The sequence below is a fragment of the Paracraurococcus lichenis genome, assembly GCF_030657435.1.
Lineage (GTDB): Bacteria > Pseudomonadota > Alphaproteobacteria > Acetobacterales > Acetobacteraceae > Paracraurococcus > Paracraurococcus lichenis.
The window spans coordinates 26,680-43,667 of the sequence record NZ_JAUTWS010000041.1; the positions used below are offsets into that span (position 1 = coordinate 26,680).

General features: G+C 72.2%; 11 protein-coding genes. 6 read left to right on the forward strand and 5 right to left on the reverse strand.

Annotated features, from left to right (window positions below; genetic code table 11):
* Positions 1-14: 14 nt before the first annotated feature.
* The 3 genes from holA to leuS are packed head-to-tail and all read right to left on the reverse strand — an operon-like array spanning position 15 to position 4,300.
* On the reverse strand, positions 15-1,034 hold the full coding sequence (gene holA / locus Q7A36_RS27740) for a DNA polymerase III subunit delta (protein ID WP_305107023.1): 1,020 nt from the start codon (positions 1,032-1,034) through the stop codon (positions 15-17).
* Between the two features lie 4 nt (positions 1,035-1,038).
* Positions 1,039-1,638, reverse strand: coding sequence for an LPS assembly lipoprotein LptE (lptE, locus tag Q7A36_RS27745; RefSeq protein WP_305107024.1), 600 nt, complete (start codon positions 1,636-1,638; stop codon positions 1,039-1,041).
* A complete protein-coding gene (gene leuS / locus Q7A36_RS27750) occupies positions 1,604-4,300 on the reverse strand; it encodes a leucine--tRNA ligase (RefSeq protein ID WP_305107045.1) in 2,697 nt (898 codons plus the stop codon). Before leuS ends, lptE begins: the two co-directional genes overlap by 35 nt.
* A 155-nt stretch (positions 4,301-4,455) precedes the next feature.
* Here leuS and Q7A36_RS27755 point away from each other — a divergent pair, with 155 nt between their 5' ends.
* The 6 genes from Q7A36_RS27755 to Q7A36_RS27780 all read left to right on the forward strand — a co-directional run bounded on the left by Q7A36_RS27755 (position 4,456) and on the right by Q7A36_RS27780 (position 14,892).
* The gene (locus Q7A36_RS27755) at positions 4,456-5,541 is read left to right on the forward strand and encodes an alpha/beta hydrolase (RefSeq protein ID WP_305107025.1); all 1,086 of its coding nucleotides are present in this window, start codon (positions 4,456-4,458) and stop codon (positions 5,539-5,541) included.
* A 378-nt stretch (positions 5,542-5,919) separates the two neighbouring features.
* On the forward strand, positions 5,920-6,165 hold the full coding sequence (locus tag Q7A36_RS27760; RefSeq protein WP_305107026.1) for a hypothetical protein: 246 nt from the start codon (positions 5,920-5,922) through the stop codon (positions 6,163-6,165).
* Positions 6,166-6,538: 373 nt separating this feature from the next.
* Entirely contained in the window at positions 6,539-7,279 is a 741-nt protein-coding gene (locus tag Q7A36_RS27765) for a hypothetical protein (RefSeq protein ID WP_305107027.1), read from the forward strand.
* A 442-nt stretch (positions 7,280-7,721) separates the two neighbouring features.
* Positions 7,722-8,144 (forward strand): DUF1489 family protein, encoded by a 423-nt coding sequence (locus Q7A36_RS27770; RefSeq protein WP_305107028.1) that lies wholly within the window; start codon positions 7,722-7,724, stop codon positions 8,142-8,144.
* Between the two features lie 175 nt (positions 8,145-8,319).
* Positions 8,320-11,427: an ATP-binding protein gene (locus tag Q7A36_RS27775; protein ID WP_305107029.1), complete on the forward strand. Its 3,108-nt coding sequence runs from the start codon at positions 8,320-8,322 to the stop codon at positions 11,425-11,427.
* A gap of 321 nt (positions 11,428-11,748) precedes the next feature.
* Complete coding sequence (locus tag Q7A36_RS27780; protein ID WP_305107030.1) at positions 11,749-14,892, forward strand: efflux RND transporter permease subunit; 3,144 nt, start codon at positions 11,749-11,751, stop codon at positions 14,890-14,892.
* 113 nt (positions 14,893-15,005) lie between these two features.
* On the opposite strand, the gene Q7A36_RS27785 is transcribed toward Q7A36_RS27780, so the two are convergent.
* Positions 15,006-15,287: a hypothetical protein gene (locus Q7A36_RS27785; RefSeq protein WP_305107031.1), complete on the reverse strand. Its 282-nt coding sequence runs from the start codon at positions 15,285-15,287 to the stop codon at positions 15,006-15,008.
* A gap of 67 nt (positions 15,288-15,354) precedes the next feature.
* Positions 15,355-16,983 (reverse strand): glucans biosynthesis glucosyltransferase MdoH, encoded by a 1,629-nt coding sequence (mdoH, locus tag Q7A36_RS27790; protein WP_305107032.1) that lies wholly within the window; start codon positions 16,981-16,983, stop codon positions 15,355-15,357.
* Between the last annotated feature and the right edge of the window lie 5 nt (positions 16,984-16,988).

Sequence of the window (16,988 nt, forward strand, 5' to 3'; positions counted from 1 at the left end):
CTATTTCTGTGAGTTCAGCGCCGGGCGGCGGCTTGGCGCGCCAAGCCCGTTACCGCGCTCCGGGCGACCACCACGGAAGGCAATCCGGTCGTCTTCGTCCGCCGCTCCGCCTCCAGCAGCGCGGCGCCGGCCGCCTCCAGCGTGTCGGGCCGCCACACCCGCAGCGCCCGCTCCATCACCGGCTTGTGCCTGAAGAAGACCGGCGGCCGCAGCGCATCCAGCGCCCCCATCGGCGCCGCCCCCGCCGCCACGGCCAGCGCCGCCAGATGCAGCCGCTGCACGTGCCGCAGTGCCGCGCGCACCACCTGCACCGCGTTGGCGCCTTCGGCGAAGGCCGTGTCCAGCGCACTGTCCGCCGCGGCGACGTCGCCCGCCATGGCGGCCATCAGCGCCTCCTCGAGGTCGAGCGCCGAGCCCTCCGCCACGCAGGCCACCGCATCCTCGGGCGTCACCTTGCCGCCCTGCCCCACGAAGAGGGCGAGCTTCTCCAGCTCCCGCCGCAGCAGCATGCGGTCCTCGCCCAGCCGCTGCGCCAGCCACTCCGTCGCGGCCGGCTCGGCCGTCACGCCCAGCTCCCGCAGGATCTGCCCGATGGAGGAGGCCAGCTCCGCCCCCCTCTCCCGATAGCAAGCGATCACGGCACCGGCGGCCGAGCCCTCCACCGCCTTGAACAGCGCCGCGCTGGTCCTGAGCTCCGGCGCCTCGATCACGACGAGGCCCGGCCCCGGCCCGGCCAGCGCCGCCCGCGCGGCATCCGTCACCTGCTTGCCGTCCGAGGCATCGCGCAGCCGCACCAGCACCCGCCCGCCGGTCAGCGGCGAACTCGCCGCCTCGTTCGCCAGGGTGTTGGGGCTGCGCAGCGCATCCTTGCCCAGCTCGACCAGCCGCAGCGCATCGCCCTCGGTCACCGTCCGGATCAGCGCCTCGCAGCGCTCCCGGATCAGGCCGGGGTCGTCGCCATGCAGCAGCACCACGCGGCAGGCGCCGGGATCGGCGAGGAAGGCGCCGACCCGCCGCGCATCGAGCTTCGCCACGCCCTCAGCCCGTCGCCGTCCCGGCTTCCCTGCGCTTCCTGAGCGCCATGGCGACCTGCCGGGTGATCTCCTCCGACATCATCTCCATCGCCCGCGCCTCCATCGCGTCCCGCGCGCTGTCGGCCGAGAAGAACTGCAGGTCGGGGATGTTGAAGCTGTCGAGCGCCCGGTAGGGGATGATGGAGCGCGCCACCGGCTGCGGCGGCACCGACAGCGTGGCGAGGTCCCAATTGCCGGTGAAGGTGTAGCGGATGCGGGTGATGGTGCCGTCCCGGCGATAGCCCAGCACCTCCAGGCCCGGGACGTAGGAGACATTGAGCTGGTAGCGCGCCGGCGTGCCGGGCGCGCTGTCCTCCATCCGCCGCTGCAGGTTCCGCCGCAGCAACTGCCCCGTCCGCTCGTAGATCGGCCCGATGCGCACGGCGGCGAGTTCCGTCGTCAGGTCGGCCTCGCTGCCATCGGCCGCCGTCACCGGCCCATAGAGCGGCCGGAAGCCGCAGCCGGACAGGCCCAACAGCCCCACCGCGCCGAGCAGCGCCCGGCGCGTCGCCGGACGGCCGGCCCGGCCGTCAGACGACGAAGTTGACGACACGGCCCGGCACATGGATGCGTTTCCGGATGGGCTTCCCGGCAATGGTCCGCTGCACATTCTCCTCCGCCTCCGCGAGCGCGAAGATCGTAGCCTCATCCGCGTCCACGGACACCTCGATCGTTCCGCGCAGCTTGCCCAGCACCTGCACCGCGAGCGTCACCGTCTCGGCCTTCAGCAGGGCGGGGTCGGCCTCCAGCCAGGGAAGCTGCGCGACCAGGCTGTCCCTGCCCGGGTTCAGCAGCGCCCACAGCTCCTCCGCCAGGTGCGGCATCATCGGCGCGGAGAGCCGCGCGATCGCCTCCAGCGCCTCGCGCTTCGCAGCCCCCATCCCCGTCCCGCCGTCCTTCGCCTCGGCGATGGCATTGGCGAATTCATGGATGCGCGCGACCGCGACGTTGAAGGCGAAGCTCTCGAGTGCCTCGGTCACCGCGGCGATGGTCCGGTGCGTCGCCTGGCGCAGCGCCTTCGCCGCGCCCGTCGCCCCTTCGGCCGCGGTGCCCGCCGGCGGCAGGCCCGGCAGCGCCGTGGCGACCAGCCGGTAGAGCCGCTGGGTGAAGCGGTAGGCGCCGGCGACGCCGGACTCCGTCCACTCCATGTCCCGCTCCGGCGGGTTGTCGGAGAGAATGAACCAGCGGGCCGTATCCGCGCCGTAGCGGTCGATGATGGCGCCCGGGTCCACCGTGTTGCGCTTCGACTTTGACATGGCCTCGACGCGGCCGATGGTCACGGCCTCATTCGAGCCCTTCACCGTGCCGCTGCGCGTCCCGTCCGGGGCCAGGCTGAACTCCACCTCCTCCGGGTAGAGCCAGCGGCCATCGGCGCCCTTGTAGCTCTCGTGCTGCACCATGCCCTGGGTGAAGAGCCCCGCGAAGGGCTCGGCGAGCTGCAGGTGCCCGGTGTCGCGCATGCCGCGGGTGAAGAAGCGGGAGTAGAGCAGGTGCAGGATCGCATGCTCGATGCCGCCGATATACTGGTCGACCGGCAGCCAGGCATCCACGGCGGCCTTCGTCACCGGCTCCTCCGCCCGCGGCGAGCAGAATCGCGCGAAATACCAGGAACTGTCGACGAAGGTGTCGCAGGTATCCGTCTCGCGCCGCGCCGGCTTGCCGCAGGACGGGCAGGCCACGTGCTTCCAGCTCGGGTGGTTGTCGAGCGGGTTGCCGGGCTTCGAGAAGTCCACGTCGTCGGGCAGCTTCACCGGCAACTGCTCGTCCGGCACCGGCACGACGCCGCAGGCCTCGCAATGGATGAAGGGGATCGGGCAGCCCCAGTAGCGCTGGCGGGAGACGCCCCAGTCCCGCAGGCGCCAGTTGACCACGCCGGTCCCCTGCCCCGATCGCTCCAGCGCCTCGATCGCTTTCCGCTTCGCCGCGGGCACGTCCAGCCCATCCAGAAAGGCGGAGTTGAAGATCGTGCCGTCCTCCGTATAGGGCAGGCCCTCCAGCGCGACGCTGGCGGGGTCGGCGCCCGGCGGCAGCACCACGGGCCTGATCGCCAGCCCGTATTTCGTGGCGAATTCGAAGTCGCGCTCGTCATGGGCCGGGCAGCCGAAGATCGCACCGGTGCCGTATTCCATCAGCACGAAATTGGCGATCCAGACCGGGAAGGTCGCGCCCTCGATGAAGGGATGCCTGACGCGGAAGCCGGTGTCGAAGCCGCGCTTCTCCGCCTGCTCGATCGCGGCTTCCGAGGTGCCCATGCGTCGGCACTCCGCGACGAACTCGGCAGCGGCCGGGTTCCGCGCCGCGGCGGCTGCGGCCAGCGGGTGCTCGGCGGCAACCGCGAGGAAGCTCATGCCGAACAGCGTGTCCGGCCGCGTGGTGAAGACCTCCACTTCGCTGATCTGCGCCTGCGGATTCAGACCTCCAGGCCCTTCGGCCTTCCGGTCATCCTGGGCGGTCTCGCCCGCCGGCTCGGCCAGCCTGAAGCGCACCCGCGCGCCCTCGCTGCGGCCGATCCAATTGGCCTGCATCAGCTTCACCCGCTCCGGCCAGCGGTCGAGGCCGTCCAGCGCCTCCAGCAGGTCCGGGGCGTATTTGGTGATGCTGAAGAACCACTGGCTGAGCTTCTTCTTCTCGACCAGCGCGCCCGATCGCCAGCCGCGCCCGTCGATCACCTGCTCGTTCGCCAGCACGGTGCCATCCACCGGGTCCCAGTTGACCCAGCTTTCCTTCCGCTCGACCAGCCCGGCCTTGTAGAAGTCGAGGAAGAGCTTCTGCTGCCGGCCGTAATACTCGGCGTCGCAGGTGGCGAATTCCCGCTCCCACTCGATCGAGAGGCCCATGCGCTTCAGCTCGGCGCGCATGTTGGCGATGTTCTGGTAGGTCCAGGTCCCCGGATGGACGCCGCGCTCCCGCGCCGCATTCTCGGCCGGAAGGCCGAAGGCGTCCCAGCCCATCGGGTGCATCACCATGTGTCCGCGCGCCCGCTTGTAGCGGGCGACCACGTCGCCCAGCGTGTAGTTGCGCACATGGCCCATATGGATCTTCCCGCTGGGATACGGGAACATCTCAAGAACATAGTATTTCTTCGCGCCGGCCGGCGGGATATCGGGGACCGCGAAGCAGGCCCGCCTTTCCCATTCCGCCTGCCAGCGCGGCTCGGCGCCCTTGAAGTCGTGCCGGATCTCCTGGGCGCGCTGGTCCGGTCGGGAAGCGGTCGTCGCGTCTTTCATGGCCGTCATGGTTTGCTCGGGCCAAGGGAATAAGCCGTGGCCCCGGCAGAGGGAAGGGCGGCGCTGCACCGGCCGCCGCCCGAGGTCGAGGCACCGGCAGCATTGCCGCCGCTGCCGCCGGCGCCCATGCTCCGCGCCTTCCTGCCGGGTCCGCGATGCGCCGCCTCCTCGCCCTCCTGCTGCTGCTCCTGCCCCTGGCCGCACCGGCCCAGGTGCCGCCGGACGAGGCTGCCTATCGCGAGGTCTTCTCCCTCGAGGCCTTCGGCCCGCCCAATCCCTCCGCCCTGGCGGCAGCCGCCTTCCGCCTCGCCTATCGCGGCAGCGTGCCGAATGCCGCCTTCGCCCTCGCGCGCGACGCCAGCGGCCGCTCCGCCTGGGGCTATGCCGGCGGCGCCGCCTCGCCCGAGGCCGCGGAGGCCGCGGCGCTCTCCAACTGCCAGCGCTCGCTCGGCCCGCTGCAGGCGGAGTGCCGGGTCTTCGCCCGCAATGCCGTCCGGCCCGGCGGGCCCGGCATTGCGCCGGTCGAGGGCGGCATCGGCCCCTTCCGCTGGGCGCCGCTGCTGCTCCATCGCGGGCCGGAGGCGGCGCGCGGCGTGCTGGTCTGGGGCCATGGCTATGGCGGGCCGGACCGCGACCTCCGCAATACCGCGACGCCTCCCTTCGTCTCGCTGCTCAACGACAATGGCTGGGACGTGCTGCGCTTCGACCGGCATCCGGGCGATGACGGGGTCTATGCCAGCCTGCCGATGCTCACCGGCGGCCTCGCCCTGCTGCGCCAGGCGGGCTACCGGCGCATCCTCCTCGGCGGCCAGTCGCGCGGCGGCTGGCAGGCGATCATGGCGGCAAGCGAGCGGCCCGACCTGGTGGAGGCGGTGATCGCCACCGCCCCGGCGGCGCATGGCGAATGGACCCGCGGCAACAACCTCGGCGCCGCCATGGACGATTTCCGCCGCCTGCTGGCCGGGCTCCCGGCGGGCGGCCCGCGCCTCGCCGTGGTGGTCTTCGACGGCGACGACTTCGACCCCGATCCGGAGCGCCGCGCGGCGATGCTCGAGGCCAAGGCGGCCGAGCGCAGCGCGCCCACCCTCGCCCTCTGGCCCGAGCCGCCGCTGCGCGGCCATGGCGGCGCGAAGGAGCTCCGCTTCACCCTGTCCTATGCCGGCTGCCTGCTCAGCCTGGTGCAGGCGCCGGAGGCGGCGGCGCCGCGCGGGCTGCGGCGGGCGGCCTGCACCGGGGGGTGAGGGCTGGACAGGCCATCGGCCGGGGCCAGGTTTCGGGCGTGAAGACGCACACCGAGGCTTTCGAACTGCAATCGGCTCCAGTCCCGCCCCTCACGCCTTTGCTGCCTGCTGCCGCGGCGCGGCGGCAGCGCGACCATCTCCGGAAGGCTCGGCAGCGGGTCGCATCTGCGGCAACCGTAGCTGAGGTGCTGGATAAGGACGGAATTCCTCACCCCTGCGGCAGGTACGGACAGTTGATGGTGTGCTGCCGCACCTGTCCTTGACTTCAAGCGCTTCAAACTCCCGCTCGCCCATCGGCTTGGCTTGAATCTGGAGAGAAACTGGACTAAACCAGGCCGCCATTCGGGATGCGCTTGGCCAAACTCAGGAGAGATTGCCATGGAGCTCAGGGTACAGATCCCGGACTCGGTGATCGCGGACCTCAAGGCGAAGCTCGGCCATGATATCAAGGTGACCGACATCGCCAGGGACGCCCTCACACTTTTCAACTGGGCGGTGCAGGAGCGAGCGGAGGACCGGTTCATTTTGTCGGCCAACCGAGATGGGCGCGATGTGGCACGCCTCGCGCTCTCCTCACTCGACCGTGTTCAGCCAAACAAGAAAGCACACGCCGTGAATGGCTGATTTCTGTTGCTCCAGGCTGGACCGAACAACCATTAAGTAAGAATGGTGTTTGAGCCTGCATTCTGGAGTCCGGATTATGCCAGGCGCGCGACGTATTGATCCTGGATATTACGCACAGGGCATTAAGGTATACGAGGTCGGAGGGGGCAGATCGCCGTCCACAACCAATTCGCCTTATCGAGGCAATGGAGTGGATGTCGACGACCGCTGTCCTGGCAGCGTTGAGCCGCCCACCAAGGCCCGTGTCGTTCCTCCGCACCGTTACGATTCGGAAGCGAGAGTCGTCGAGGATCGTTCCGGAATCAGTGCATGACGTACCGGAACGGGTCGGCAAACTTGGATCGTCCAGGGCTGGTGGCCGGACAGTGCTCCGTTGACCGACACTAGCGGCGATGTCGGGGGGCCGGGCACGGTCGATCCCCCGAAAGAAGCGCGCAGCGTGCCATCCGAAGAATACCGCATTCCCGGAGCCGTCTCGGAACTCGATCCGAAGTCCAAAGCGGGCGTCAATCTTGCCTATGTCGTGCTGTTCCTCCTCGGGTCGTCCATTCTGCTGTTGTTTGGCTACCTTCTCATTGCCGATCTTGCAAAGATCAGCCAGTTGAAACTCGCCTATGAGGGGGTGAACCGGACGTTTCTCACCTCGCTCCCCTCGCAGGACCGACAAAGGCTCGAGACGTTCCAGCACCAGTTGGCGGTTGCCGCGGCCGGCCAGGGCGGCTTCAACGACGTTGAGGTGACGGCGGCGAATGCCTCGCTTCAGAATGCCATTCGGAGCGCGCCGGCGCTTTCCGTTCCCGAGCGGACGGCACTCGAAACCTGCCTGCCTTCGGTTCAGGCCCTGGTCCGCGACCCGGCTGCCGGGACGTCTGTGCAGGCCTGCCTTGTCGCCCTCGAAAGCCTGAAGCGGCAGATTGATCTCGATCCGGAACGCATCCGTCAGGCTGTCGGCTTTGCCACCGAGGTGAACAATCATTGGGCAAGCTTCCACACCTTCTGGCTGCAGGCTGCTCAACTCGTCTTGCTCAACCTCCTCCTGCCGTTGTTGACTGGCCTCTTCGGCTACATCTTCGCAACGCAGCAAACCGGAGCCCAGCGCAGCGACAACGGTTGACGGCTGCCTGCCTCGTCCGGGTACCGCCCGCAGCCAGCCCCGATCCTGGACGAGAGGCATTCCATCGCGGCAGCGGATTTCCGCCCGCCGGTGGCCGCATCCTCTCTTTCTGGCTCGCAGCCGGCGTCTGCCCGGGCGTCCCCTCGCATTTCGGCTCGCCCCCTGCGGCCGGTACGCCGCCTCCGGCGCCCGGATCCGATCGAGACCGGCGAAGAGGTGCAGGGTGCCGAGCGGATGCGCCTTCGTCCGCGCCTCCGCCTCCGCCTCGGCCAGCGCGCCCGTTTCCTCCAGCGCCACGGCCAGGTCGTGCACCGCCAGGACAGTCTGCCGCAGCGCCGCGCCGGGCAGAATGGAGACGGCGATGCCGAGGCGCAGGGGTCCTCCGCCCCGGAGGCTGCACGCGGCATCTTGCGAGCGGCGCCCCGCGGGGTACATCCCCGGGGTGCTTCACCTCATCAAACTGTCGGTCGGGCCGAAGGATGTCGGCCAGCTCCGCGACATCCAGGCGCGCCGCGCGGTCGCCGAGCCGCCGCTCCGCCACCAGACCCGCACGATGCCGAAGCGGGCGGCGGAGATCCTCGCCGGCGGCAGCATCTACTGGGTGGTCGCCGGCTTCCTGCAGGTGCGCCAGCGCATCCTCGACATCCGCGAGGAGGCCTGGGACGACGGCAGCCCCTGCACGGGACTCGTGCTCGACCCCGAGCTGGTGCCAGTGGCGGCGCGGCCGGTGAAACCCTTCCAGGGCTGGCGCTACCTGGAGCCGGAGGCCGCCCCGCCGGATGTCTCGGCGGCAGCGGCGACCGAGGGGGTGGAGGCCCTGCCCGCCCGGCTGCGGCAGGAATTGCGCGCCCTCGGCCTGCTGTAGTGCGGCGAGCCGCCGGGGCGATGGCCGGCGCAGGCATGGGCAGTCGTCGTGATGGGGGGGCGGGCGACACCCTTCCCTCCCCCCACGGCGTGGTAGGATGCGCAACCGGCCCGCGGTCCCGCGGGCAGCCACGATCCTGCCTGCCCGGCGGCGGTTCGGAGGGCTCCGCTGCGCTGTGACGCCACCCCATGACCTCCTCTCCCCGACACCGGCATCCGACCCTTCCGTCCCGCCGCCAGCCTTCGCCTGGCGGCTGCGCACCCTGCTGCTCGGCCTTGCCGCCGCCCTGCTGCTGCCCACCCTGCTCCTCGCCGGCGCGGCCATCTGGCAGGCCGCCAGCGGCCAGCGTCAGGCGGCCGAGAACCGGCTGCGCGACACCGCCCAGGGCCTCGCTTTGGCGCTGGACCGGGAGGTCGCGGGTGTCGTCGCGGCGCTGACCGCCTATGCCACCTCCCCGGCCTTCACGGCGGCGGGCGGCGGGCCCGACCTGGCCGTGCTCGACGCCCAGGCGCGGCGGATCGCCGCCAGCCTCGGCGCCAACATCTTCCTCGGCCGTCCCGACGGCAGCCGGCTGCTGACGACCCGCCAGCCGCCCGGTGCGCCGCTGCCGCCGCTGAACTCCACGGCGCTGGTCGAGCGCGTCTTCGCCACCGGCCGCCCCGCGGTCGGCGACCTCGTCACCGGTTCGGTCTCCGGGGCGCCGAGCGTCAGCATCGGCGTCCCGGTCCGCGGCGCCGACGGCGCCGTCGCCATGGTCGCCGGCGCCTCCTTCGAGGCCGACCAGATCCGCGCCCTGCTGCTGCGCCAGGGCCTGCCCCCCGGCAGCTTCGCCGCCATGACGGACGCGGCCGACGTCGTCGTCGCCCGCTCGGACGCGCTGCACGACCGGTTGGTGGGCCAGCACCTGCCGCCGGAGAACACGGCGCGGTTCGCCGGGCGGATGGCCGGGACCTATCGCGCCACCGCCCTCGACGGCACCGAGCGCCTCTTCGCCTTCCATGCCGTCCCCTCGGCCCCCGGCTGGACCATGGCGGTGGCCCAGCCGGCCGCCGAATTCGCCGCCGGCTGGCGCGCCCTGCTCGACGGCCTCGCCCTCGGCGGCCTGCTCGCCCTGCTGCTCGGCAGCGCCCTCGCCCTGCTCGCCGCCCGGCCCATCCTGCGGCCGGTCGAGGCGCTGCGCATCCATGCCCGGGCGGTGGCGCAAGGGATCGGCGAGACCGGCGGCGCCGCGCGCCTGCCGCCCGCCCGGGTGGCGGAGCTCGAGGACCTGCGCCAGGGCTTCGCCGCCGCCGAGTCGGCGCTGCGGGCGCGGGAGGCGGAGTTCGCCCAGGCGCTGGAGGCGACGGCGGACGGCGTCCTCATCCTCGACCGCGACTGGCGCGTCGTCTTCCTCAGCCGGCGTGGCGCGGCGCTGCTGACCGGCGGGCGCGACCTCGCCGGCGAGGTGCTGTGGGACGTCTTCCCCGAGGCGGTGGGCGGTCCCTTCCGGCAGGCCTATCACCGCAGCATGACGGCGCGGGTGAGCGCCACCGCGGATGCCTTCTACGCACCGCTCGGCCGGCATTTCGAGGCCGAGAGCCACCCCCGCTCGCCCGAGGGCATCATCGTCTTCTTCCGCGACGTGACCGAGCGCCGCGCCGCCGCCGCCCGCCTGGCCGAGAGCGAGGCGCGGCTGCGCATGGCGCTGCAGGCCGGCCAGGTCGGCACCTTCGACTGGGACATCCGCAGCGGCGGGCTCGACTGGGATGCGCGGACGCGCGCCTTCTGGGGGGTCGCGCCGGACATCCCCCTCACGATCGAGACCTTCTATGCCGGGCTCGACCCGGAGGACGTGCCGCGGCTGGAAGCCATCATCGCCGCCGCGCTCGACCCCGCCGGCGACGGCGCCTTCCGGGCGGAATACCGGGTCGTGGCGCTGGCCAATGCGCAGGAGCGGCACCTCATCGCCCATGGCCAAGTGCTCTTCGAGGCGGGGCGGGCGGTGCGCATGCTCGGCACGGTGGTCGACGTCACCGCCCAGCGCCAGGCCACCGAGATCCTGGCGCGGGAGGCCGAGCAGCTCGGCCGGCTCGCCGAGGAGCGCGGCCGGGCCCTGGTCGAGAGCGAGGCGCGGCTGGCCGAGGCGGCGCGCATGGAGGCGCTCGGGCGCCTAGCCGGCGGCATCGCGCACGACTTCAACAACGTGCTGCAGGCGGTGCAGGGCGGCCTGAAGCTCGCCGAGCGGCGGCTGCCGCCGGAGGCCGGGGCGGCGCGGCGCTACCTGACGATGGCGCTGGACGCGACCCAGCGCGGCGCGGCGGTGACCGGCCGCCTGCTCTCCTTCGCCCGGCGCGGGGAGCTGCGGGCGGAGCCGGTCGCCGCCGCGCCGCTGCTGGAGAGCCTGGCGGAGATGCTGCGGCACACGCTGGGCCCGGACCTGACCCTGCGGGTGGAGGTGTCGCTCGGCCTGCCGCCGCTGCTCGCCGACCGGGCGCAGCTCGAGGCCGTGCTGGTGAACCTGGCGAACAATGCGCGCGACGCCATGCCGCGCGGCGGGACGCTCCGCCTGCGGGCCGAGGCCATGCCGCCCGCCACGCTCCGCCCGCCCGGCCTGCCGCCCGGGCGCTGGCAGCGCCTCTCGGTCCAGGACGAGGGCGAGGGGATGCCGCCCGAGGTGCTGGCGCGGGTGACCGAGCCCTTCTTCACCACCAAGCCCCGCGGCCAGGGCACCGGCCTCGGCCTCGCCATGGCGCGCAGCTTCGCCGAGCAGTCGGGCGGCGCGCTGGCGATCGAGAGCGCGCCGGGGCAGGGGACGACCGTCGCGCTCTGGCTGCCGGAAGCGCCGGCGGGGCAGGCCGACGGCGGCGGCACGCCGGATGCCGCGGCCCGGGCCGGCGGGGCGGGCGCGCTGGTGCTGCTGGTCGAGGACGAGCCGCAGGTGCGCGAGGTGCTGGCGGCCGGGCTGGCGGAGCACGGGTTCCGCGTGGAAGCGGCGCCGGACGGGGCCGCCGCCGTGGCGATGCTGCAGGCGGGGCTGCGGCCGGAGGCGGTGCTGACCGACCTGGCCATGCCGGGTGGGCTGGACGGCCTGGCCATGCTGCGGGAGTTGCGGCGGATCCTGCCCCGGCTGCCGGCGGTGCTGCTGACCGGGCATGCCGAGGAGGCGGCGCCCGAGCAGGTGCCGGATGCCGACCGCGCCGGCCCCTTCGCCCTGCTGCGCAAGCCGGCCGGGCCGGAGCTGCTGGCCGCGCGGCTGGCCGCGGTGATCGGGCAGGCGGAGCGGCAGCGCGCCCCGGCCGGCTGAGGCGTGTCGATGACCGAAGGGCCGAAGGGGTCCCCACGAAGCGGCGCTTCGTGGGGTGCCCCGGATGGCCCGGAGGTCTGAATCGGCTCGCCCAACTTACAAGGCGGGCCGGGAGCCTGTCGCCCTCGGTCCCGGCATGGGCAGAGGGATCGGGCGCGCCGCGGCATGGCGGGCGCGTAACCCCCAGCCATCGCGAAATGGCGAAGCCGTAAGCCGCAGCCATCGCCGGCGGCAAGCCGCCCCATGCGATACCGGACAACCGGGACTCGCCTGCCCGCGATCCCGGCATGGCTCCGGCCGGCTCCCTCGTCAGGATACCGCATGCGCTCGCTCGTCGCCTTCGCCCTGCAGAAACGGGCGCTGGTCATCCTCCTGTTCGTCGCCTTCCTCGGCATGGGCTTCGCCGGCTTCCGGCAGCTCAACATCGAGGCCTATCCGGACCCGGTGCCGCCGACCGTCGTCGTCATCACCCAGAATCCGGGGCAGAGCGCCGAGGAGATCGAGCGCTACATCACCATCCCGATCGAGGTCGGGCTGTCCGGCATGCCGAACCTCGCCAAGGTGCGCTCGACCAGCCTCTTCGGCCTCTCGGTCGTCTCGGCGCAGTTCACCTTCGCCTACAACTACGAGCAGTCGCTGCAGCAGGTGCTGAACCGCCTGGGCCAGATCCAGTTGCCGAACGGGGTGCAGCCGCAGATCAGCCCCTGGTCGCCGATCGGCGAGATCCTGCGTTACCGCATCGTCGGCCCGCCCGGCTTCTCCCTGACCGACCTGCGGGTGCTGCAGGACTGGGTGCTGCAGCGCCGCTTCAAGCGCGTCCCCGGGGTCATCGATGTCACTGCCTATGGCGGCCCGACCAAGTCCTACAACGTCGTCATCGACCTGCCGAAGCTGACGGCCTATGGCCTGTCGCTGCCGCAGGTGGTGGAGGCCATCGGCAACGGGGATGCGACGACCGGCGCCGGCATCGTCGATGTCGGCCCGCAATCGGCCGTCGTGCAGGGCGTCGGCCTGATCCGCTCGATGGACGACGTCCGCAACACCGTCATCGGCGCCAACAACAACATGCCCATCCTGGTCTCGGACGTCGCCAGGGTGGAGGTCGGGAACCTGCCGCGCCTCGGCATCGCCGGGCAGGAGGCGGATGACGACGTCGTCATGGGCGTCGTGCTCATGCGCCGCGGCGAGCAGACCCTGCCCACCATCCGCGCCGTCGAGCAGGAGGTGCAGGCGGTCAATGCCGGCGGCGTCCTGCCGCCCGGCGTCAAGATCGTGCCGATCTACGACCGCAAGGACCTGGTGGAGGTGACGACCCACCACGTGGTGAAGAACATCATCATGGGCATCGCCCTGGTCGTCTTCATCCAGTGGCTCTTCCTCGGCGACCTGCGCGGCGCCATCGTGGTCGGCGCCACCATCCCCTTCGCCTTCTTCACCGCCGTCATCGTCATGCTGCTGCGGGGCGAGAGCGCCAACCTGCTCTCCCTCGGCAGCCTCGACTTCGGGCTGCTGGTCGATGCCACGGTCATCATGGTGGAGAATGTCTACCGCCACCTGCACCTGACGCATGCGGCGCATGGCCACCGGATCGTCCATCCCACCGCCTCGCGCGGCCTCTCGGGCGTGCCGCTGATCGTCCACCGCGCGGCGGGCGAGGTCAGCACGGCGATCTTCTTCTCGGCGCTGATCATCGTCGCGGCCTTCATCCCGCTCTTCACCATGGGGGGGATCGAGGGGCGGATCTTCGGCCCCATGGCCAAGACCTATGCCTATGCCATCGGCGGCGCGCTGTTTGCCACCTTCACCGTCGCCCCGGCGCTCGCCGGCGCCCTGTTCCGCGACGAGACGACGGAGAAGGTGATGCCCATCGTCCGCTGGATGGGCCGGGCGCATCTCTACCTGCACCACCTGGCCATGCGGCGGCGCTTCGCCACCATCCTGGTCTCCGGCCTGCTGCTCTCGGGCGCGGTCTTCCAGTTCACCCGCATGGGCGGCGAGTTCCTGCCGACCCTCGAGGAGGGCAGCATCTGGATGCGGGCCACCATGCCGGCGACCATCTCGCTCGACGAGGGCAACCGCTACGTCAACCGCATGCGGCTGGTGCTGCAGGAATTCCCCGAGGTCATCACCATCACCTCGCAGCAGGGCCGGCCGGATGACGGCACCGACAGCGCCGGCTTTTTCAACGCCGAGTTCTTCGTCCCGCTCAAGCCGATGGACGAGTGGACGACCGCGAAGACCAAGGACGAGCTGATCGGCAAGATCCAGGCCCGGCTGAACCAGGAGTTCATCGGGGTCGACTTCAACTTCTCACAGTACATCTCCGACAACGTGCAGGAGGCCTCCTCCGGCGTGAAGGGCGCCAATGCGCTGAAGGTGATCGGGCCGGAGCTCGACGTGCTCGCCCGGGTCGCCGAGCAGATCCGCCAGCAGATGGAGAAGGTGGAGGGCATCGCCGACCTCGCGGCCTTCCGCACCCTCGGCCAGCCCACCGTCTCCATCCGCATCGACCGCGCCAGGGCGGCGCGCTACGGCCTCGCCGTCTCGGACATCAACCAGGTGATCCAGGCGGCGATCGGCGGGCAGGAGGCGGCGCGGCTCTATGAGGAGGGCGGCGACCGCAACTTCCCGATCATCGTGCGGCTGGATGCGCCCTACCGCATCGGGCTGGACGCCATCCGGCGCATCCCCGTCAGCCAGCAATCCGGCGCGACGCTCGGCGACGTGGCGAGCATCCGCCTGGTCACCGGCGCGAGCTACATCTACCGCGAGGATGCGAGCCGCTACGTGCCGGTGAAGTTCAGCGTCCGCGGCCGCGACCCGCAGAGCGCGGTGGAGGAGGCGATGGCGCGGGTCGAGCAGAACGTGACGCTGCCGCCCGGCTACAAGCTGGAATGGGTGGGCGAGTTCCGCAACCTGCAGGACGCCATCGCCCGGCTGAAGATCGTGGTGCCCATCGCCCTCGCGCTCATCGGCGTGCTGCTCTACGTGCAGTTCAGCTCGCTGCGGGACACGCTGCTGATCTTCGCGCTGCTGCCGCTCTCCTGCATCGGCGGCGTCGCGGCGCTGGACGCGATGGAGCTGCACTTCTCGGTCCCCGCCGCCATCGGCTTCCTCGCGCTCTTCGGCATCACGGTCATGGAGGGCATCATCCTGCTCTCCCACTTCCATGGGCTGCGGGATGCCGGCATGCCCTGGCGGCAGGCGCTGGACCAGGCGGGGGTGGACCGGATGCGGCCCGTCATGATGACCTGCCTCGCCGCCATGGTGGGGCTGCTGCCGGCCGCCGTCGCCACCGGCATCGGCAGCGACTTGCAGAAGCCGCTGGCCGTGGTGGTGGTGGGCGGCACGACGCTGTTGCCGGCCTTCATCCTGGTGGTCTTCCCGGCGATGATCGACCTCTTCGGCAAGCCGGCCTCGCTGCGCCGCCGGGCGCCGCGCGGGGCAACCGTCGGGGCGCGGTAGCCGCCCCGCCTGGAGCATCCTCACGCTGACCGTGCAGCGTGAGGATGCTCCAGGCTCTTGATCTGCAGCGCAGAGTCTCGCCTCCGAGCGTTCCCGCTCTGCGCTGATCTGCTCTAGCGGTCGTCGATCGGCCGGCCCTCCCGGTCCAGCGGGAAGGGCCGCCGCGGCGACCGGTTCAGCCGCCGCCAGTAGCCGGGATCCTGCCGCTGCCGCCATTCGAGGAACTGGCACGTCACGGCGACGAGATAGCAGCCCGCCACCGCCCAGTTCAGCAGCGGCGCCGGCCCAAGGCCGGGGATGCGCATCGGCTCTCTCAGCGTCGCCGGCACCAGGAACAGGGGGAGCAGCAGGTTGAGCACCTCGTGCTTGTAGATCCGTGGCAGGAGGCGGCGCATCGCTGAACTCCCTGGCGGCCTGGAATGCCCGCCATGCTCCGCGATGACCCGCCGCGCGGGCAAGCGCCTATTCCGCCGGCGGCCGGGCCGGGCGCAGCGCGGCGGGATGGCGCCGGCGGGGTGCCTCCGGCCGCGCGGTCAGCACCGCGAGCGGCACGGCGAGCAGCAGCCCGGCCAGCGCCGGCAGCGCCGCGAGCAGCGGGAAGGCCCCGCCCGAGGCGAAGGCCGCGGCCAGGGCAAGCCCGGCAAGCGTCTGCGGCCCGAAGCGCCGCGCCGCCTCCGCCCAGCCGATCGCCCGCGCCTCGCGCCGCTGCGGCGCCCAGCCGCCGAGGCGGCGGAGCCCGAGCACCGCGAGCGTCGCCGTGCGCTCCAGCGCCTCCAGCACGTCGAGCAGCAGGCCGAAGAGCAGCGCCTGCCCGAGGCCGCGCGTGCCGAGGCCGGGGCGCAGCAGCGCCTCCGCGTATCCCGCCAGCGCCGGCAGGTTCGCCGCGGCGAAGCCCGCGAGCAGCAGCGCCAGCAGCAGGTCGCGCGGCGTCCCCTCGCCGCCGCCGGTCGCCACGTTCAGCGCCGCGAGCGGCAGCAGCGCCAGCCAGGGCGGCGCCAGCGCGTAGTGCAGCACGGCAAGCAGCATCTGGAACCGCCCGAGCCGGCCGAATTCTGGCCGCCGCAGCAGCCGCAGGTACTGCATGTTGCCCGCCGCCCAGCGCAGGTCGCGGCCGAAGAGCGCCTGCAGGTCGGGCGGGTGCCGCTCATGGCTGCCGGCGTCGTCCGGCAACACGCGCACGCCCCAGCCCGCGGCGTGCAGCATGGCTGCCTCGGCATGGTCGTGGCTGAGGATATGCGCGCCGCCCGGCAGCAGCGGCAGGCGCGCGTCGCGGCGGAAGGCGGCAATGCGCAGCAGGGCGTTGTGGCCCCAATAGGGACCTGCCGGCCCCTGCCACCAGGCCTGCCCGGTGGACCAGATGCGCCCGCCATGCCGGATGCGCAGGCCGAGCAGCCGCGCACAGGCCGTCTCCGCCCCGGTCGGTGCGGTATTGGCCTGCAGGATGGCGAGGCCCGGATCCGCCTGCATCACCCGCACCAGGCGCAGCACGGCCGCCGCCGTCATTTCCGAATCCGCGTCCAGCACCAGGGCGAAGTCGAAGCCCGCGGCGTGACGGTCGAGGAAGTCCATCAGGTTGCCGGCCTTGAAGCCGGTATTCGCCGCCCGCCGCCGGTAGCGCACCGCGCCCGGCGGGAAGCGCGCGGCGAGGGCGGCGACGGCCGCCGCCTCGGCCGCCGCGTCCGGCCCGGCCGGCGTGTCGGAGAGGATGCCGAGGACGAAGGCATCGCCGTGTTCGGCTTGCAGGTCGCGCAGCAGCCGGGCCAGCGGCGGCAGCACGGCGCCCATGTCCTCCAGCCGCACGCAGCAGGCGAGCAGCGTGCGGCCCGCGACCGGCCCCTCCGCCGCCCGCAGCGCCGGCAGCACCATCGCGTCCGGGTCGCGCGCCAGCAGCCGGATGGCGAGGCCGGCGAGGCCCGTCGCGGCGGCGAGGCCGAGCCAGGGCGCGTTCACCGCGAGGCAGAGCAGGATCAGCGCCTCCCACACCGTCCAGCCGCCGCCCGCCAGCACCGGCCAGGCCAGGGCCAGCAGGCCGAGCGTCAGGCCGGCGGTGAGCGCCAGCATGGCGGCGCGGCGCGGACCGAGGCGCTCCATCGGCT